Source organism: Gammaproteobacteria bacterium, from assembly GCA_032250735.1.
In the GTDB taxonomy this organism is placed as follows: domain Bacteria; phylum Pseudomonadota; class Gammaproteobacteria; order SZUA-152; family SZUA-152; genus SZUA-152.
On record JAVVEP010000030.1, the window covers coordinates 1 to 16,912 of the forward strand.

At 63.0% G+C, this 16,912-nt stretch carries 18 protein-coding genes; 8 read left to right on the plus strand and 10 right to left on the minus strand.

Annotated features, from left to right (window positions below):
- Nucleotides 1-103: 103 nt before the first annotated feature.
- From RRB22_13480 to RRB22_13495, 4 genes are all read right to left on the minus strand, one after another.
- A complete protein-coding gene (locus RRB22_13480) occupies nt 104-1,501 on the minus strand; it encodes an FAD-linked oxidase C-terminal domain-containing protein (GenBank protein MDT8385413.1) in 1,398 nt (465 codons plus the stop codon).
- 179 nt (nt 1,502-1,680) lie between these two features.
- Complete coding sequence (locus RRB22_13485; protein ID MDT8385414.1) at nt 1,681-2,277, minus strand: BON domain-containing protein; 597 nt, start codon at nt 2,275-2,277, stop codon at nt 1,681-1,683.
- Nucleotides 2,278-2,354: 77 nt separating this feature from the next.
- The gene (locus RRB22_13490) at nt 2,355-2,732 is read right to left on the minus strand and encodes a YraN family protein (GenBank protein ID MDT8385415.1); all 378 of its coding nucleotides are present in this window, start codon (nt 2,730-2,732) and stop codon (nt 2,355-2,357) included.
- 4 nt (nt 2,733-2,736) lie between these two features.
- Nucleotides 2,737-4,815: a penicillin-binding protein activator gene (locus RRB22_13495; GenBank protein MDT8385416.1), complete on the minus strand. Its 2,079-nt coding sequence runs from the start codon at nt 4,813-4,815 to the stop codon at nt 2,737-2,739.
- A gap of 31 nt (nt 4,816-4,846) precedes the next feature.
- On the opposite strand from RRB22_13495, the gene rsmI reads away from it, so the two are divergent.
- Entirely contained in the window at nt 4,847-5,728 is an 882-nt protein-coding gene (gene rsmI / locus RRB22_13500; protein ID MDT8385417.1) for a 16S rRNA (cytidine(1402)-2'-O)-methyltransferase, read from the plus strand.
- A 64-nt stretch (nt 5,729-5,792) separates the two neighbouring features.
- On the opposite strand, the gene zapE is transcribed toward rsmI, so the two are convergent.
- The gene (gene zapE, locus RRB22_13505; GenBank protein MDT8385418.1) at nt 5,793-6,881 is read right to left on the minus strand and encodes a cell division protein ZapE; all 1,089 of its coding nucleotides are present in this window, start codon (nt 6,879-6,881) and stop codon (nt 5,793-5,795) included.
- A 179-nt stretch (nt 6,882-7,060) separates the two neighbouring features.
- Between zapE and RRB22_13510 the strand changes: the two genes are divergently transcribed.
- The 5 genes from RRB22_13510 to RRB22_13530 all read left to right on the plus strand — a co-directional run bounded on the left by RRB22_13510 (nt 7,061) and on the right by RRB22_13530 (nt 12,362).
- The gene (locus RRB22_13510) at nt 7,061-7,465 is read left to right on the plus strand and encodes a hypothetical protein (GenBank protein MDT8385419.1); all 405 of its coding nucleotides are present in this window, start codon (nt 7,061-7,063) and stop codon (nt 7,463-7,465) included.
- Between the two features lie 132 nt (nt 7,466-7,597).
- Nucleotides 7,598-7,870: a late competence development ComFB family protein gene (locus tag RRB22_13515; protein MDT8385420.1), complete on the plus strand. Its 273-nt coding sequence runs from the start codon at nt 7,598-7,600 to the stop codon at nt 7,868-7,870.
- Nucleotides 7,871-8,004: 134 nt separating this feature from the next.
- The gene (gene rlmKL / locus RRB22_13520; protein MDT8385421.1) at nt 8,005-10,218 is read left to right on the plus strand and encodes a bifunctional 23S rRNA (guanine(2069)-N(7))-methyltransferase RlmK/23S rRNA (guanine(2445)-N(2))-methyltransferase RlmL; all 2,214 of its coding nucleotides are present in this window, start codon (nt 8,005-8,007) and stop codon (nt 10,216-10,218) included.
- A 237-nt stretch (nt 10,219-10,455) separates the two neighbouring features.
- Entirely contained in the window at nt 10,456-11,061 is a 606-nt protein-coding gene (locus RRB22_13525) for a peroxiredoxin C (GenBank protein ID MDT8385422.1), read from the plus strand.
- 179 nt (nt 11,062-11,240) lie between these two features.
- Complete coding sequence (locus RRB22_13530) at nt 11,241-12,362, plus strand: adenylate/guanylate cyclase domain-containing protein (GenBank protein ID MDT8385423.1); 1,122 nt, start codon at nt 11,241-11,243, stop codon at nt 12,360-12,362.
- A gap of 74 nt (nt 12,363-12,436) precedes the next feature.
- Here the strand turns inward: RRB22_13530 and RRB22_13535 are convergent, their stop codons facing one another.
- The gene (locus RRB22_13535; GenBank protein ID MDT8385424.1) at nt 12,437-12,691 is read right to left on the minus strand and encodes a YcgL domain-containing protein; all 255 of its coding nucleotides are present in this window, start codon (nt 12,689-12,691) and stop codon (nt 12,437-12,439) included.
- 223 nt (nt 12,692-12,914) lie between these two features.
- Between RRB22_13535 and RRB22_13540 the strand changes: the two genes are divergently transcribed.
- On the plus strand, nt 12,915-13,385 hold the full coding sequence (locus RRB22_13540; GenBank protein MDT8385425.1) for a YbaK/EbsC family protein: 471 nt from the start codon (nt 12,915-12,917) through the stop codon (nt 13,383-13,385).
- Nucleotides 13,386-13,417: 32 nt separating this feature from the next.
- On the opposite strand, the gene RRB22_13545 is transcribed toward RRB22_13540, so the two are convergent.
- Both RRB22_13545 and aroG read right to left on the minus strand, forming a co-directional pair.
- The gene (locus RRB22_13545) at nt 13,418-13,609 is read right to left on the minus strand and encodes a hypothetical protein (protein MDT8385426.1); all 192 of its coding nucleotides are present in this window, start codon (nt 13,607-13,609) and stop codon (nt 13,418-13,420) included.
- The gene (gene aroG, locus RRB22_13550) at nt 13,609-14,712 is read right to left on the minus strand and encodes a 3-deoxy-7-phosphoheptulonate synthase AroG (GenBank protein MDT8385427.1); all 1,104 of its coding nucleotides are present in this window, start codon (nt 14,710-14,712) and stop codon (nt 13,609-13,611) included. The genes RRB22_13545 and aroG overlap by 1 nt, the downstream gene beginning before the upstream one ends.
- Before the next feature lie 210 nt (nt 14,713-14,922).
- Between aroG and RRB22_13555 the strand changes: the two genes are divergently transcribed.
- On the plus strand, nt 14,923-15,786 hold the full coding sequence (locus tag RRB22_13555) for a MipA/OmpV family protein (protein ID MDT8385428.1): 864 nt from the start codon (nt 14,923-14,925) through the stop codon (nt 15,784-15,786).
- 43 nt (nt 15,787-15,829) lie between these two features.
- Here RRB22_13555 and RRB22_13560 read toward each other — a convergent pair whose 3' ends face one another.
- Both RRB22_13560 and RRB22_13565 read right to left on the minus strand, forming a co-directional pair.
- A complete protein-coding gene (locus tag RRB22_13560) occupies nt 15,830-16,312 on the minus strand; it encodes an ankyrin repeat domain-containing protein (protein ID MDT8385429.1) in 483 nt (160 codons plus the stop codon).
- Nucleotides 16,313-16,318: 6 nt separating this feature from the next.
- The gene (locus tag RRB22_13565; protein MDT8385430.1) at nt 16,319-16,759 is read right to left on the minus strand and encodes a hypothetical protein; all 441 of its coding nucleotides are present in this window, start codon (nt 16,757-16,759) and stop codon (nt 16,319-16,321) included.
- Nucleotides 16,760-16,912 lie beyond the last annotated feature (153 nt).

Consider the following 16,912-nt stretch of genomic DNA (forward strand, 5'->3'; position numbering starts at 1 on the left):
TCCACCAAACTCCCTTGTTTTCACGTAGCGCGCCTTGTTTCGCTCGCAAAGCGACGCCCTCGCTACGGCCGTCGATTTTTTCACAGGCCCTGAGTTAATGTGCTTATGTCTTCCTGTTAGTAAGGATCGGCGCCTTGTCTGGATTGAGGATATTGTTCGGGTCGAAGGCCCGTTTTATATCACCCATCAGTCGCAGGGTGACGGGGTCCAACTCGCGACTGACATAGGCCTTTTTGACCAGACCGATGCCGTGTTCGCCGGATAGGGTGCCGCCCAGGCGCAGGACCAGGGAAAAGACCCCGTCCAGGCAGGCCTCGGCCCGCGCCAGCTGGGCCTGATCATCGGGGTCCACGAGCAGGTTGACATGAATATTGCCGTTGCCGGCATGGCCGAAGTTGACGATCGTCACCGCGTGCTGGGCGGCGAGTTGTTCCAGCCCCGCGATGAGGGCGGGGATCTGGGAGACCGGCACCACCACGTCTTCGTTGATCTTCTTGGGGGCGACGTTGCGCAGGGCGGGCGACAGGGCCTTGCGGGTGGCCCACAGTGCCTGCGACTCCTGCTCGGTTTGCGCGGCCTGGAAGCGCAGCAGGCCGTCGTCGGCCGCGGCGCGGTGGATGGCGGCCTGCATCTCGGCCAGCGCCGAGGCCGGCCCGTCGATCTCGATCATCAGCAGGGCGCCGGCCTTTGCCGGCAGGTCGGCCTGGGAGTAGTGGCGGATCATCTCGATGGCGGTGCCGTCGATAAACTCCAGCGCGCAGGGCACCATCGGCTGCGCCATGATGCGTGCGACCGCCCGGGTGGCGGCGCCGATATCGGCGTATACCGCCTGCAGGGTGCGCGTGGCCTCGGGCAGTGGCGTCAGCCTGAGGGTGGCCTCGGTGATGATGGCCAGGCTGCCCTCGGAGCCGATGAGCAGGCGCGTGAAATCGTAACCGACCACGCCCTTGGTGGTGCGTGTGCCAGTGCGGATCTCCTCGCCGCTGCCGGTGACGGCGCGCAGGCCCAGGGTATGTTCACGCGGGGTGCCATACTTCACCGCCCGTGGCCCGGCCGAGTTATAGGCGAGATTGCCGCCCACGGTGCAGACCGCGGCGCTGGTGGGGTCGGGCGGCCAGAAAAAGCCGTGCGCGGCGGCGGCATCCTGCACCGCCTGATTGGTCACCCCCGGCTCGACCACCATCAGGCGGTCGTCCGGGGAGATCTCCAGGATGCGTGTCATGCGCTCGGTGGAGAGTACGATGCCGCCGAGGGTCGGCACCGTAGCACCGGTGGTGCCGGTGCCGCGGCCACGGGGGGTCAAGGGGATCTGTTCCCGGTTGCAGAGTTGCGCAATGGCGAGGACATCGGCGTGTGAGCCGGGAAACACGACCAGGTCGGGCAGCGCCTGCCGGCGGCTGTTGTCATAGCCGTAGGCCAGGCAATCGGCCGGCTCGGTCAGCAGCCGATCGGCGCCCAGTTGTTGGCGGAGTTGCTGGATAATCTCTGGATGGATGGTCATGGTGACAGTGGGTGGTCCGTTGATGGGGCAGGGAGTTTCGGGCGCTTGGCGGGTCGCGGTTGAGGGGGCGCGAGGTCCGTGGTTAGTAAGAGGGCAGCGCCCCGCCGTCATGTACAACCCTGATTAAAAAATCGCGATGACTGCTTGTGCCGCCAATTCATCCAGGGTCCGATCGGCGCCTAGATATATTCAAACAGCTTGATCACGCGCTGCACGCCGTCCACCTTGCTGCTGATGGCCGCCGCCTGATTGCCGAGCTCTTTGGTCACCAGTCCCATCAGGTACACGCTACCGTTCTCGGTCACCACCTTGATGCGCGAGGAGGGAAAATCCCGGGTGGCGATCATCTGTGATTTGACCTTGGAGGTGATCCAGGAATCGCGGGTACGCGAGGAGAAATCGGTGAGATCGGCGACGCGAATCTCATTGTGCACGCGGCGTACCTTGTCGAGGTGGCGCACGATATCGACCACCTTGTCGCGGGTCTCGGCGGACAACGCCTCGCCGGTGAGCAACACCACGTAGTTGTAGCTGGTGACGTTGACATGGATGCGCTTGGCGCGGGTCGGATCGGCGTAGACGGCGTCTTTTGCCTTTGCCTCGATCAGCTGGTCGTCGATCAGCGCCTGGTTGCTGCGCTGGTCGCTGGCGACGGTTGCTCCGCCGGCGGCGCCCGCCACCAATACCGGCGCAGCGCAGGCGGATAATAACAGGACGGCGCAGAGGCTGAGGCAGAGGCCGAGGAGGGTGGAAAATCGTGTTGTCTGGATAGTCATTTTGTACTCAGTGTGTGTTTTGCGGAAAGTTTAGCGGAATGTGTGGCGGCACGGTGGTTGCGGGACGGTGTCGGCAGTCAGGCATGAAAGGCGTTCTCGATCCAGTCGATGGTCCAGTCGGTGCCGGGTTGCGGGTGTTGCGCCGACAGCGCCACCACATCGAACCGGCAGGCCCCCTTGGCCGCCCGGGGATGCTGCTGTAAATAGTACTCGGCGGTGGCCAGCAGCTTTGCCTGCTTGCGCCAGTCGACGCTCTCGGCGCCGCTGCCATAACGGCTGTTCTGCCGATAACGCACCTCGACAAAAACCGTGGTATCGGCCTGCCGCATGACCAGGTCGATTTCGCCGCGTTTGCAGAGAAAATTGCGTTCGATCAAGTGTAGCCCCTGTGACTGCAAATAGTGACAGGCGGCGGCTTCGGCCTCATCCCCGCGGATTTTCTTGCTGCTCGTCATCGGGCTAAAACTCGCTGAGGCGCTGCGGCACACCCTGTTCGAACTGTGCCCATAATAACCGGCGTTGCAGACGGTTGGCCATGTCCAGATACAGGTCGCCGGTCTCCCCGGAGTAATAGGCGGCGCGGTTGCGGCGCAGGGTGTTGAGCTCGCCGATGACGCGATAGGCGTCCACGCCGAGGGCGAACAGTCGGGAATAGCGCTTGCTGTCATCCGGCCAGATGGCCTCGATGTCGGCCCTGAGCGCCTGGCCGGGGCTGTCGGCATCCAGCAGCCAGGGCATGTCGCAAAACAGCACGCCGTCCATGTCGCGATCCATGTCGGTATTGATGCTGCCACTGTAGCTGTGGGAGGTGGCGTACACGGGCACCGTGGGGGCATGGTGAAAGCGTAATTGCGGCTTGATCAGGCGCGCCTGTTTGGCGGCGGCGGCCATGAAGATGAAGTCGATGTCCTGTCGGCGGCGCGGAATGAATTCCAGGTTCTTGCCCAGCAGGCGCTGCAGGTCTTTCTGGCGCTGCTGACTCTCGTCCACGTTCAGCAGGCGCTTGATCGGCAGTGAGTAGTCACTTTGCTGGGGGTCGTAGGTCTGTTTTTCCACCACATGGCCGCCGAACTGGCGCCAGCGGGTGCTGAAGGCCTTGGCCACGCGCTCGCCCCACTCGGTGCCCGGGGTGATGATCGCGGCACGGCTGTGGCCGTCCAGCCAGGCCCGTTCGGCCACCTGCCGTGCCTCCTGCTCCGGTGACAGGCCCAGCTGAAAGAGGTTGGCCGGCAGGATCTCTTCGGTGGCGGTGTCGAAGTGTTCGCTGTGATTCAGCGCCAGCACGGGCACCGCCAGTTCGGCGTGGCGGGCCAGCCGGTTAACGGCATCCTTGTGCAGCGGCCCCACCACGAATTCAGCGCCCTCGTCGACGGCCCTCTGGTACACCGGGTCGATGAGCGCCGGATCGTCACCGCTATCGTAGATCGCGATGCTTGGCACCACGCTGGTGGGCAGGTCAAGCATGTCTGCGCCCGGCGCTGCCAGCGGCTGATCGGCCGTGGTATCGGCCGACGCCCCAAAGGCGGCGTCGGGTGGATTGATGGGCAGGCGGGCGTTGTTGGCAGTGCCGGGTTGCTGGGCATAATAGGCGGCCAGAAAGCCATCACGCACGGCACCGGCAGCCTTGGCGTAACGATTATTCAGCGGCAGGATCAGGGCGATTTTCTGCGGCAGACGCAAGATCCGTGGACGGGCTGCCAGTACCGCCGCGATCACCTCGGCCTGCGCCGGGTGGTCAGGAAAGCGTGCGCGCCAGCGCTGCACATCGGCATCGGCCCGCTGGGGGTCGTCCATACTGTGGCCGATGCTCACCAGCGCCAGCCAGCCGCCGAGGACATCCGCAGGGCCGCTGCTCAACAGGGCCTGCACGGCGGCCGGTGAAAGCGCCTGCAGGGCGGCGAGTAGCGCCTCCTGATTGGCCCGTATGGCCTCCGGATCGGTGAGCAGGGGCTCCAGTTTGACCCGCTCGCGGGCGACCTCGAGGTGATTGCCGACCTGCGCAAAGGCCTGGGCCTGGAGCCGATGGAAGCGCTGGCGGGTGGCGGGTGGCGCCTCGTCGGTTTCCTGCAACAGGCGTTCGGCCTCATCCAGGCGGGCCTGCGCCTCCTCGGGCCGCTGGCGGGTGAGGCCGATGTCTGCCGACAGCAGGGCGTATCGCAGCCGCAGGGTCGGGTCCAGGTTGGCCGCGTCGATCTCGTTCAGCAATTGATAGGCCTGTGGCACATAGTTGCCCGCCATCAGCAGCTCGGCCGCGCGCAGGGCGTAGTGCTGTTGCAGGGAGGGCGCGGCGCCGACGGTCAGCCGGGCGTCGTTGGCCAGTCGGGAGTACGCCAGCGCCGCATCCAGAAAACGCCCCTCATCGGCCATGCGCTCCAGCGCCGCGGTGTCGGAGGCCAGGGTCTCGGCCGGCGAGGGCGGCTCGGAGGGCGGGCCGCCGACACAACCCGCCAGCAGCAGGGCGAGCAATCCCAGGCGTGCGAAAAGAGACAGGGGCGCGGTGAGCCGTTGGTGGGTGAGACTTTGTGGTAGATTCCGCATGAACCCGAAAGTATGTGGATGAGGTGCAAGAGTGTCAATTGAACAATTCGTAGAGCCGGGCGTGCTGTATGTGGTGGCGACGCCGATCGGCAACCTGGCGGATATCAGCCAGCGCGCGCTGGGGGTGCTGGCGGGGGTGGACCTGATCGCGGCGGAGGATACGCGTCACAGTGCGCGTCTGTTGCAACAGTATCAGATCACCACCAAAACCCTGGCCCTGCATGATCATAACGAACGCGATCGGGCGCCGGACGTGGTGGCACGCCTGTCCCAGGGCAAGAGTGTCGCCCTGATCTCCGATGCCGGCACCCCGCTGATCAGCGACCCCGGCTTCCATCTGGTGCGCCTGGCGCGTGACGCGGGCATCAGGGTGGTGCCGGTGCCGGGCCCCAGCGCCATGCTGGCGGCGCTGTCGGCCGCCGGGCTGCCCTCGGACCGTTTTGTGTTCGAGGGCTTCCTGCCCGCAAAGGCCAGCGCCCGCAAGAAACGGCTGGAGGCAATGGCCGCGGAATCGCGCACCGCCATCTTTTACGAGGCACCGCACCGCCTGCTCGACACCCTCGCCGACATGGTCGAGGTGTTCGGGGCGCAGCGCCACGTGGTGTTGGCGCGCGAACTGACCAAGACCTTTGAGACCCTTCGGGGGGATGCGGTGGGCGCATTGCAGCAGTGGGTGAGCGCCGATCCCAACCAGCAAAAGGGGGAGATGGTGCTGCTGGTCAAGGGCCTGGAGGGGGACGACAGCGAGGAGGGCATGGCCGAGGCGCAGCGCGTCCTCAGGCTGTTGCTGGCGGAGCTGCCGTTGAGTCAGGCCAGCGCCCTGGCGGCGCGGATCACCGGCGTGCGCAAAAAACCGCTGTATCAGTTTGGCCTGTCGCTGGGCGGGCAGGGCGATGGGCCGGAGGCGCACTGAGATTCTGTGAACAAACCGCTGGCATCCGACAGTCTCCTGTTACAGATGGATGGGTGGCAGGGGATTACGGCCGATGGGCCTGGGCCAGGTAGTCATCGCTGCGCATCTCCATCAGCCGGCTGACCGTGCGTTGAAAATCGAAGACGTGCCGGCGGCCGTGATACAGCTGGGTCGGTTGCTGCGCGGCGCTGATCAGCAGTTTGACGCGCCGGTCATAAAACTCATCCACCAGGTCGATGAAGCGGTGCGCCCAGTCTTCCTCATGCTCACCCATTGCCGGCACCTCGGAGATCAGCACCGTGTGGAACTGCCGCGCTAACTCGATATAGTCGGCGCTGGACCGCGGTCCATGACAGAGCTGATAAAAATCAAACCAGGCGACATCATCGGCGCGGCGCAGACAGGCGATGGGCCGATGATTGATCACCAGCAGCGGGTTGCTGGCGGGGGCCGCGGGGGCGAGTTCGGCGAAGCGTTGTTCGATGGCCTGCTGGCTGGCGCGGTTGAGCGGTGAAAAATAGGTATTGGCCTGTTTGAGCTTGCGCAGCCGGTGGTCGATATCGCCCGCCAGTTCGACAACCTGGCTGCCCGTTTCGATGAGGCGGATCGCGGGCAGGAAGCGTTCGCGCTGCAGGCCGTGCCGGTACAGCTCGGCGGGGGCGAGGTTGGAGGTGAACACCAGCACGATGCCGTTGGCGCTGAGGGCGTCGAGCAGGCGATAGAGGATCATCGCATCGGTGATGTCCTCCACATAGAACTCGTCCAGGCACAACACGCGAGCACGCTGGGCAAAGTGCCTGGCGACGATTTGCAGCGGATCGCGATGGCCGCTCAGTTGCGCCAGCTCGTCGTGGATCTCCTGCATGAAATGGCGAAAGTGCAAACGCAACTTGCGGTCGAAGGGCAGGGCGTCGAAGAACAGGTCCATCAGCCAGGTCTTGCCGCGACCCACGCCGCCCCACAGGTACAGGCCGCATTGGGGTGTCTGGCGGCGGAGCCCCTTGCCCTGCAGCCATGCCCCCCAGCCCTTCGGCGCCGGTTGTTGCAGGCGGGTGGACAGGGCCTGCAGATGTTCCAGCGCCAGGCGTTGCGCTGGATCGGCATCGAAATGCTGGCCGCTGACGGCCTGCTGGTATAAGGCGTTGAGATCCATGGGGGCTGAGTGGCGGTAAGCAGTTGTCTTGCTGGATGTCTCGTTGGGGGCGCTAGCTAAACGGGTGCGGTTTAAGCCAAAGGTTCCAATAACAGTATTCACTAAAGGGTAACGACCGGATCGGCGCAGGCTTTATCCCCCGATTGGCCATCATAGGCCGGTGTTGGGTATCATGCGCCATGCGAAACATAATCTATCTGGCGAGTTTAGTGACGGCCCTGTTGATGTCCGCCTGCGGCGAGGCGGTGCAGAAACCCGCCCCGCTGGGTGATTATGCCGTGCTGGAGCAGTTGGCCGATGCCTATCGCAGTACCGGTGAGCAATACCCCGTGCAGCCCCAGGCGATGACACCCAACGGTCGCAGGGAGTTTCTGGACAGGCTGTTCGCGCAGGCCGGTTATGGTTATTCGGCGACCCTGCTGGCGGTGGCCGATAGCGAGGTCGCGGTGACTAATCAAGACCACCGTGACCTGGTGGATCTGCTGCTGTTGCCCGCCAGGGGCCTGAATGATACGGATCTGGCGTCGATTTACCGCGCCGACGAGCAGCAGGCGGTGCAGCGCCTGCGAGGCCTGTATCGCTAAGCCCTGGCAAAGCCCCTTCCTCATTTACCCCCTCTATTCTCGGCCGCAGGCCTCAAGCTGCGCGGCGGCGCTGCCGCTATGCCTGGTATCAATCCGGCCAACCGAGCAAGGCCCGCTGGGCGAGGAAAGCGCATGATTCTGGACAATATCCACAACCACTACGAGCGACTGGTGTTCGACGAGGTGCTGGCCCAGCAGGCCAAAAAGGGCGTCTCCTTTGACGAAGACATGCTGGAAGACGTGGTCTGCGTCGCGCTGAACAATCTGCCGGCACGTTATGTCCGCCACAGCGTGGACATCGCCTTTTACCTGACCCTCCCCGAGCGCGACCAGATGGAGCGGCTAGTGCGCAATGCGGTCAGCGAGGCCTTTGACCGCGTCACCCGGAATCCCCACCAAGCTTAGACCTTTCATGCTGTTGGCCTGTCCTCGCTGACAGGCCGCGCCCGTGGTCACCGCGGTCGGCGGCATTGTTGGCAGGCGTACTGGGCTTGCCGTATCATCGCGGCCTCCGAAGCCGAATCATCCTAAGAGTCATCATGAGTTCACAACACCGTCTATTTGCCACTGCGCCGAAGGGCATGGAAGGCCTGCTCGCCGATGAGCTGCGTCTGCTGGGGGCGGCCAATGTCGGCGAGACCCGGGCCGGGGTGGGTTTTCAGGGCGATCTGGCGACGGCCTATCGGGTCTGTCTGTGGTCGCGCATCGCCAATCGGGTGCTGTTGCCGGTGGCCCAGTTTCCGGCCGCGGATCCCGATCAGCTCTATCAGGGCGTGCTGGCGATCGACTGGCAGCAACACCTCGCGGTTGACGGCAGTCTGGCGGTGGACTTCAGCAGCGTGCGCTCGGAGATCACCCATACCCAGTTCGGCGCGCAAAAGGTGAAGGACGCCATCGTCGATCAGTTCCGCCACGAAACCGGCGAGCGTCCCTCGGTGGATAAGGACTGTCCCGATCTGCGGGTCAATGTGTTCCTGTTTCGGGACCAGGCCACGGTGAATATCGATCTGTCTGGCGACAGCCTGCATCGGCGCGGCTACCGTCTGGGCGCCGGCGGCGCACCGCTGAAGGAAAACCTGGCGGCCGGCATCCTGCTGCGCGCGGGCTGGCCCACCATTGCCCAGGCCGGCGGGGGGCTGGTCGACCCGATGTGTGGTTCGGGCACCCTGGTGATCGAGGCCGCGCTGATGGCGGCGGATAGCGCCCCCGGCCTGCAACGCCCGTACTGGGGATTTACCGGCTGGCGGGGACACGACGCCGAGCTCTGGGCCGCGCTGCTGGCGGATGCCCGCAAACGACGCGTTTCTGGTTTAGCAAAGATGGGCCTGGCGAAAATCCCGGCGATCCGCGGCTACGACGTCAGTGCGCAGGCCATCGAGCTGGCGCAGGACAACGCCGCCCATGCCGGGTTGGAGGCGTACATCGAATTTTCCCAGCGCGCGATCAAGGATTGCGCGGCGGCCCCGCCGGGCCCTGCCGGGCTGGTGGTGGTTAACCCGCCCTATGGCGAGCGCCTCGGTGAGCAGGAGGAACTCAAGCCGCTGTACAAGGATCTGGGCGACTGCCTGAAGGCGCACTATGTCGGCTGGAGGGCCTCGGTGATCACCAGTGATCCCGAGCTGGGCAAGTGCATCGGGATTCGCGCGCGGCACATCAACACCCTCTACAACGGCGCCCTGGAGTGCAAGCTGCTGCGCTTCGAGCTGGACGAAAAATGGTTCATGAAACAGCGGGGCGAGCTCACCGAGGAGCCGGGTGCGCAGATGTTCGCCAATCGCCTGCAGAAAAATCTCAAACAGCTGGAACGCTGGGCCCGGCAGGAAAACATCAGCTGTTTTCGGGCCTACGATGCCGATATGCCGGAATACGCCTTTGCCGTGGACGTGTACGACACCGTGGCGTCCGCCCAGTCTACCCAGCCCGCCGGGCGCTGGGTCGTGGTGCAGGAATACGCCGCCCCCGCCTCGGTCGAGCCGCGCAAGGTGCGCTTTCGGCGTGAACAGGTGATGGCGGTGCTGCCGGAGGTGTTTGCGGTGCCCGCCGCGCAGGTGGTGTTGAAAACCCGCGAGCGTCAGCGGGGCAGCAGTCAGTACGAGAAACAGGACATCACGCGTGAGTTTCACGAGGTGCGGGAAGGACCGTGCCGGCTGTGGGTCAACTTTCACGACTATCTGGATACCGGGCTGTTCCTGGATCACCGCCGCACCCGCCAGCTGCTGGGCGAGTGGGCCGTCGGGCGTTCGTTCCTGAACTTGTTCGGCTATACCGGCGTGGCCACGGTGCACGCGGCCCTGGGACCGGATGGCAAGGGCGGGGCGCTGTCGACCACCACAGTGGACATGTCGCGGACCTATCTGGATATCGCGCGGCGCAACCTGACTCTCAACGGGATTCGTGGCGAGGCGCACGAGCTGGTGCAGGAGGACTGCCTGTTGTGGATCGACAAGGCCCTGCTGCGCGGCCTGCGTTTCGACCTGATCTTTCTCGATCCGCCGACCTTCTCCAATTCCAAACGCATGGAAGACAGTTTCGATATCCAGCGCGACCATGTGGAGCTGGTGCAGAAAACCGCGGCCCTGCTGGCGCCGGGCGGTCTGCTGGTGTTCTCCAACAATTTCCGCCGCTTCAGGCTGGACGAGGCGGGGCTCACCGGACTCGCGGTGGAGGACATCAGTGCGCTGACCCTGCCCAGGGATTTTGCCCGCAATCCGAAGATCCATCAGTGCTGGAAGATTCGCCGCGCGGCAAAATAGCCCGCGACGTGCCGGGGTGCAGTGTCGCCCTGTTTTTTGCGGGCGGATGGCTCTGCACAATGCCATATTCCATCGGCTATAATTTAGACTCTTTCTAAGCTTGGAGCTGGATGCTAAACTCCGACCCCCACATCACAAGCAGGCGCGTGTTTTTGCGAAGGTTTTTGATCGCTGTAGCAACAGAAATTGACTGAAGTTTACTGAAAGCAACCGAAATATTTGAATGGAGGATATGCCATGGGAGTTCTTGTCGGCCGTAAGGCCCCCGATTTTACCGCCCCCGCCGTATTGGGCGATGGTTCGATAGTTGAGGATTTTAATTTTGCCAGCGCCACCAAGGGCAAGACCACGGTGGTGTTTTTCTACCCGCTGGATTTCACCTTTGTCTGCCCGTCCGAGCTGATCGCCTTTGATCACCGTCTGGATGAGTTCAAAAAACGCGGCGTGGAGGTGATCGGTGTGTCTATCGATTCGCATTTCACCCACAACGCCTGGCGCAATACGCCCATCAATCAGGGCGGTATCGGTCCGGTGAAGTACACCCTGGTGGCCGACATTACCCATCACATCTGCCAGGCCTATGATGTGGAGCATCCGGAGGCCGGTGTGGCCTTCCGTGGTTCTTTCCTGATCGACAAGGCGGGCGATGTGCGCCACCAGGTGGTGAACGATCTGCCGCTGGGCCGCAATGTCGACGAGATGCTGCGCATGGTCGACGCCCTGCACTTCCACGAAGAGCATGGCGAGGTCTGCCCGGCCGGCTGGAAAGAGGGTGACAAGGGCATGGATGCGACCCCGGCCGGGGTGGCGTCATACCTGGCGGACAATGCCGACAAGCTGTAAGGCGTTGTAGGCCTGGCGTCCCTGTCAGGCGAGAAGGCCGGTCCCGTGACCGGCCTTTTTTTGTGGCCGGGTTTTCTGCCCGGGGACTCAATAAAAACCGTCGGCTGTCGATAATTGACGCTGCAGAGTCTTTTTTAACATTGCCATTGAGCCCAAAAATAACCAAGAAGAGAGCCAGCATGAGCAAGAGTTGTCATATCTTAGCGGTCGATGATGATGCGCTGAATCGGGGCGTGATCGAACGCATCGTGGCGCGCAAGGGCCACAGGGTCAGCCTGGCGTCCGGCGGCAAGGAGGCCCTGCAAAAGATCGACGAGGAGCCGTTTGATCTGGTGCTGCTGGATATCATGATGCCCGATGTCGACGGTGTGGAGGTGCTCAGGCACATCCGCCAGAAATACTCCATGTCGGCCCTGCCGGTGATCATGGTGTCGGCCCTGGATGACAGTGAAAAGGTGGTCGAGCTGCTGGAGCTGGGCGCCAACGACTACGTCACCAAGCCCATCGACGCCAAGGTGTTGCAGGCGCGGGTGAAGACCCAGCTGGACGTGGTGACGGCGCACAAAAAGATCAGCGCCCTGTCGGACGATGCCAAGCGGCGTAACCGTCTATTGCTCAATCTGTTTGGTCGTTATGTCACCGAGGACGTGGCGCGCAACCTGATCGCCTCGCCCCGGGCCAGCCTGATCGGCAGCGAGTTGCAGGAGGTGACCCTGCTGTTTGCCGACATTCGGGAGTTTTCCGAGCTCTCGGAGCGGCTGTCGCCCGAGCAGGTGGTGACCATGCTGAATAATTTTTACGATGTGATGATCGATGTGGTGCAGAAATTCAGGGGTACCATCGACAAGCTGATGGGCGACGAAATGCTCATCACCTTCGGCGTGCCGAAGGGGCGTGACGACGATATCGAACGCGCGCTGGCCTGCGCGCTCGCCATGCAGCTGGCCGTGGCCGAGGTCAATGAACGCAATCTGGCGCAGCGTCTGCCGGCGATCAAGGTGGGCATCGGCGTCAATACCGGCGAGGTGATGGTGGGCAATGTGGGTTCCGCCAAACACGCCAGCTACAGCGTGGTGGGTAAGGAGGTGAACCTGACGGCCGCGCTGGAGGCGAATGCCGCGGGTGGCGAGATACTGATTTCGGAATCGACCTTTATGGGCGGCGGCCTGGAGGTATGGATCGACGGCAAGCGTGAGCTGCACCCCAAGGGTTTTGCCCATGGCATCATGGCCTATCGGCTTATCGGGATGAACGGAAAATACAGGCTCAGCCTGACGGCGGATGGCAAACCGGCCGCCTAAAGCCGGCTTAGGCTTATATAGAGAATGCGTGAAGGGGCCGGTCGATGACCGGCTTTTTTATGTCCGTGGAATGGCTAGCCGTTGAGCGGTTTTTCGTGAATCGTCGGCGGTATCTGCAGGTAGTAGCCCTGCTCGGAGAGTTGGCGCATCACCTGCGCAACGTCGGCCTGGGCGAGTTTGCGCTCGGGGGACAATTCCAGGCTGATCACCAGCTGCAGCTCGCCCATGATGTCCAGCAGGGCCTGGGGGATGCGGGCAAAGTCGTCTTCCCTTTCCACGTACAGGTAATCGTTCGGTCGTTTGTGGCCCTTGTAGATGGCGCAATGCATGTGGTTCTCCAGAAGAAACGGCGGATGGGCGGGATTTTAACGAAACCGGTGGCGCCAAGGCGAATTAAGTTTTGCAGGGGCGGACGGACTCGATCGTCGGCGCCGGCGTGGCAACTGTACAAAGGCCACTTCCTCAACTATAGATAGGCGATTCAGAGCTGTCTGATGAAGCGGTAAACGATGAAAGGTAGGTGTGCAGTCGGGTCAACAAGGAGGGTTTATCATGGCTATTGCAACGACATTACAGGATTATCTGGGGCGCTGGGGCGTGGAATATGAGGTCGTGTCTCACCCCCATACGCAGAGCAGTCTGGAGACGGCGGAGGCGGCCCATGTTCCCGGTGACCAGCTCGCCAAATGCGTGATGACCGAGGACTATCAGGGCTACCTGATGGTGGTGGTGCCGGCCAGTCATGAGGTGGAGTTCTCCCTGCTGGATGACCAGCTGGATCGGCGGCTGGGACTGGCCACCGAGGCGGAGCTGGCGGACATCTTTACCGACTGTGAGCTGGGTGCAATCCCACCCCTGGGCGAGGCCTATGGCGTCGATGTGGCGGTCGACGACAGCCTGGTGGCCTGTGACAGCGTCTACTTTGAGGCGGGGGATCACGCCGAATTGATCCACCTGAGGGGTGAGGATTTTCGCGATCTCATGGCCGGGGCCGAGCACGGCCGGTACAGCCGACACCTGTGAGGCTGGGCGTGTGAGGATGGGCGGTAGGCGGTTTACACCAGCGAGATCAGCAGTAGCACAAACAGGATGACCAGGGCGATGGGGATCAGCACGCCCTTCCAGTCCTTTTCCTCTGCAGCGTTGCTCTGCTGGAAGACGTTCTTCAGGTTCGGCCCGATCCAGAACAGCAGCACGACGGCGAACAGGCCGAGCAGTATCTTTTCCCAGCCGGCCAGCGGATCCATTATTGACGGCCCGCCTGGTTGTGTTCGACCGGCCTGTCATGGCGATGGCTGCGTCGGGCGCGCACCGCCGCGGCCAGCTCGTGCAGCAGGGGCGGCGTGCTGTCCCAGTCGATGCAGGCATCGGTGATACTCTGACCGAACAGTAGTTCCTTACCCTCCTCCACATTCTGCCGACCGCCCACCAGATGGCTCTCGATCATCGCCCCGATGATGCGCGTATCCCCGGCGGCAATCTGTCCCGCCACATCCTTGCCGACGGCGATCTGGCGCTCATGCTGTTTGGCGCTGTTGGCGTGGCTGAAGTCGATCATCAGACGCGGCTCCAGCCCGGCCGCCAGCATCTCCTGTGCGGCCTGCTCGACGCTCTGGGCATCGTAGTTGGGTGACGTGCCCCCGCGCAGGATAATGTGACAGTCCTCGTTGCCGGTGGTGGAAAAGATCGCCGAATGGCCGGCCTTGGTCAGCGACAAAAAGTAGTGCGGCTGGCTGGCGGCATTGATGGCGTCGATGGCGATCTGCAGGCTGCCATTGGTGCCGTTTTTGAACCCCACCGGGCAGGACAGGCCGGAGGCCAGCTCACGATGGGCCTGGCTCTCGGTGGTGCGGGCGCCGATGGCCCCCCAGCTGATCAGGTCTGAAATGTATTGCGGTGTGATCAGGTCAAGGTACTCGGTGCCGGCGGGGATGCCCATGTCGTTGATGTCGACCAACAGCTTGCGCGACAGGCTCAGCCCCTGATTGATCTCGAAACTGCCATTGAGATGGGGGTCATTGATCAGCCCCTTCCAGCCCACCGTGGTGCGCGGCTTTTCAAAATAGACCCGCATGATGATCAGCAGGTCATCCGCCAGTTCGTCACGCACGGCCTTGAGTCGCGTGGCGTATTCCAGCGCCGCCCGGGGGTCGTGGATGGAGCAGGGGCCGATCACCACCAGCAGGCGGTCATCCTTGCCGTGCAGGATCTTGTGCACGGCCTCGCGCGTTATTGAGGTGGTTTCGGAGGCGGTATCCGTCAGCGGATGCTCGGCGATCACCGTCTCGGGGGCGACCACCTCTTTGATGGCGCGGATGCGTAGATCGTCAGTTTGGTATCGTGTGGACATGGGTGTAGGTGTCACTATGTTTGTTGCGGCCGGGGTGTCAAAATCGAGCGTTCCATTGTCGCCTAAAGTCCGTCTGGCGTCGAGCCGAGGATGCCCGGTGAAGGCCGGCGTCGCCGGTCATCGTTGTCGAGAGCAGGCGGCCGCCATGGGTGCATCCCACAGCAAAACGGTGTAACCGTTGACAAGCAATCAAGGGGTTTTTTCAGACCGATGTCGAGCCAAAAAAGCGCGTTTCTCCTGATCAGGGCCATCCCCCTGTGGGCGGGTCTGTGGCTGCTGATTTCCGCACCGGCCGCGGCCTACCATCTGCCCAAATGGGAGCTGGGCCTGGGCGCCGGGGTGCTGCACATGCCCGCCTACCGGGGCGCGTTGGGGCGCGAAAATACCTGGCTGCCCGTACCCTATGTGGCGTATCGGGGCGAGCGTTTCAAGGCCGACGAGGAGGGGCTGCGCAGCACCCTGGTGGAGCGTGAGCGGTTTGTGCTGGACTTCAGCCTGGCGGGTAATCTGCCGGTATCGGCGAGTGACGGTGTGCGGGAGGGGATGGCGGATCTGGATCCCATCGGTGAGATCGGGCCGTCACTGGATATCGCCCTGGGACAGCACGGCGAGCGGCATCTTGGCTGGGAGCAACAGTGGTGGTTACGCCTGCCGCTGCGGGCGGCCCTGTCGGTGGGTGACCCCTGGGTCGCGCATCGGGGCTGGGTGTTTTCGCCGTACCTGAACTGGGTGTGGGTGAGGGTTGGGGAGGCTGCGCGCTGGCGCTGGAATCTGTCGGCGGGGCCGATCTTTGCCTCCAGGGCCAATCACGATTATTTCTACAGCGTAGGGGCGGCCGATGTCACCGCGACGCGGCCCGCCTATGCGTCGACAGCGGGGTATAGCGGTCAACGGATCAGTCTGGCGCTGGCGGTGAACACCAAAAAGTGGTTTGTGGGCGGCTTTGTGCGCTATGACGACCTGCGCGGCGCGACCTTTGAGGACAGCCCCCTGGTGGAGACGCGCGGCTATCTGGTGCTGGGGGTGGCGGTATCGCGGATCTTCCTGCAGTCCGGGGGATACGCCCCACATTGATTGCTGTGATAGTTCGGTATGCGTGCGGTGTGCGCGCGGGCCCCTATTGAATGCCGCCCATGTCCTGCAACAGGGCGGCGGTCTCCGGGCTGGACGAGCGCAGGGCATAACCCAGTGGGGTGATGCCGCTGACGTCCCGCAGATTGATGCGGGCGTGGGCGCTGACCAGCACTTTCACCACATCATAATAGCCAAGGCTGGCCGCCTCATGCAGGGCGGAATACTGGTAGCGATCGGTCTGGTTGGGATCGGCCTTCAGCCGTAGCAGCAATTCCACCGCGGCGGTATTGCCGGTGGTGACGGCCGCCAGCAGCGGCCATATGCCGCGGGAGTCGACCTCGGAGACCTCGGCGCCATCGGCAAGCAGCCGTTGGATCTGGGCCAGATTGCCCGTCTCAGCCGCATCATGCAGCGGGCCGGCCCCGCTGGCGGTCGAAAACAGCAGGCCGACAAAAAACAGGCTGACGACAATGCTGCAAACACCCGAGCGGCGGCTGCGGGAGGGGTAGTGCAGGCTCATCGGCATCGCGCTTTACTCAAAGGTGATGGGTGGGCTGATGAGAAACCAGCGCTTGCTCTCCGGATAATATTTCCATTCCTGTTCATGGCGCAGGGATTTCTCTCGCTGGGTCTCGGTATGGTAGTAGCGCAACCTGATGGATTGTTTCATCACCATGTCTTTTTCGTTGAATTTTTCACCGAAGGTTTCGTAATGGGTGACGCGGAAGTTTTCGATATCGGCCGGCAGGCTGGTCGGGGCCGCGTCCTCCCACTTGTGGTAAGAATAGGCGGCATCATACTGGGCCCAGCGGATGGCCTTTTCATAAGCGCGTAACGAGGTATTGAGGTCGTCCATCAGATCGCCGGTGGTGGTGCAGGCCCCCAGCAGCAGGGCGATCAGGAGCAGGGCCAACCATCGCACCCGGGACGGTGCTGGTGGTGGGGTGGAGGCTATCAATGCGGCGGTGGGCATGGGTAACATTTCCTTGTGTAGAATCGAGTTGAGTTGATGGATGACGATCGGTGAACAGGCTGGGCGATCATCGACGCTATTAATGAAATATGTGGGGCTGACTTTATCATGAATTAGCGCTGTGCCGGGATGGCGGCCGTCAACCCGCAATCG

Coding starts and splice junctions, on each gene's coding strand:
- RRB22_13480 (MDT8385413.1), bottom strand. CDS start 1,501: ATGACCATCCATCCAGAGATTATCCAGCAACTCCGCCAACAACTGGGC.
- RRB22_13485 (MDT8385414.1), bottom strand. CDS start 2,277: ATGACTATCCAGACAACACGATTTTCCACCCTCCTCGGCCTCTGCCTC.
- RRB22_13490 (MDT8385415.1), bottom strand. CDS start 2,732: ATGACGAGCAGCAAGAAAATCCGCGGGGATGAGGCCGAAGCCGCCGCC.
- RRB22_13495 (MDT8385416.1), bottom strand. CDS start 4,815: ATGCGGAATCTACCACAAAGTCTCACCCACCAACGGCTCACCGCGCCC.
- zapE (MDT8385418.1), bottom strand. CDS start 6,881: ATGGATCTCAACGCCTTATACCAGCAGGCCGTCAGCGGCCAGCATTTC.
- RRB22_13510 (MDT8385419.1), top strand. CDS start 7,061: ATGCGAAACATAATCTATCTGGCGAGTTTAGTGACGGCCCTGTTGATG.
- RRB22_13515 (MDT8385420.1), top strand. CDS start 7,598: ATGATTCTGGACAATATCCACAACCACTACGAGCGACTGGTGTTCGAC.
- rlmKL (MDT8385421.1), top strand. CDS start 8,005: ATGAGTTCACAACACCGTCTATTTGCCACTGCGCCGAAGGGCATGGAA.
- RRB22_13525 (MDT8385422.1), top strand. CDS start 10,456: ATGGGAGTTCTTGTCGGCCGTAAGGCCCCCGATTTTACCGCCCCCGCC.
- RRB22_13530 (MDT8385423.1), top strand. CDS start 11,241: ATGAGCAAGAGTTGTCATATCTTAGCGGTCGATGATGATGCGCTGAAT.
- RRB22_13535 (MDT8385424.1), bottom strand. CDS start 12,691: ATGCATTGCGCCATCTACAAGGGCCACAAACGACCGAACGATTACCTG.
- RRB22_13540 (MDT8385425.1), top strand. CDS start 12,915: ATGGCTATTGCAACGACATTACAGGATTATCTGGGGCGCTGGGGCGTG.
- RRB22_13545 (MDT8385426.1), bottom strand. CDS start 13,609: ATGGATCCGCTGGCCGGCTGGGAAAAGATACTGCTCGGCCTGTTCGCC.
- aroG (MDT8385427.1), bottom strand. CDS start 14,712: ATGTCCACACGATACCAAACTGACGATCTACGCATCCGCGCCATCAAA.
- RRB22_13555 (MDT8385428.1), top strand. CDS start 14,923: ATGTCGAGCCAAAAAAGCGCGTTTCTCCTGATCAGGGCCATCCCCCTG.
- RRB22_13560 (MDT8385429.1), bottom strand. CDS start 16,312: ATGCCGATGAGCCTGCACTACCCCTCCCGCAGCCGCCGCTCGGGTGTT.
- RRB22_13565 (MDT8385430.1), bottom strand. CDS start 16,759: ATGCCCACCGCCGCATTGATAGCCTCCACCCCACCACCAGCACCGTCC.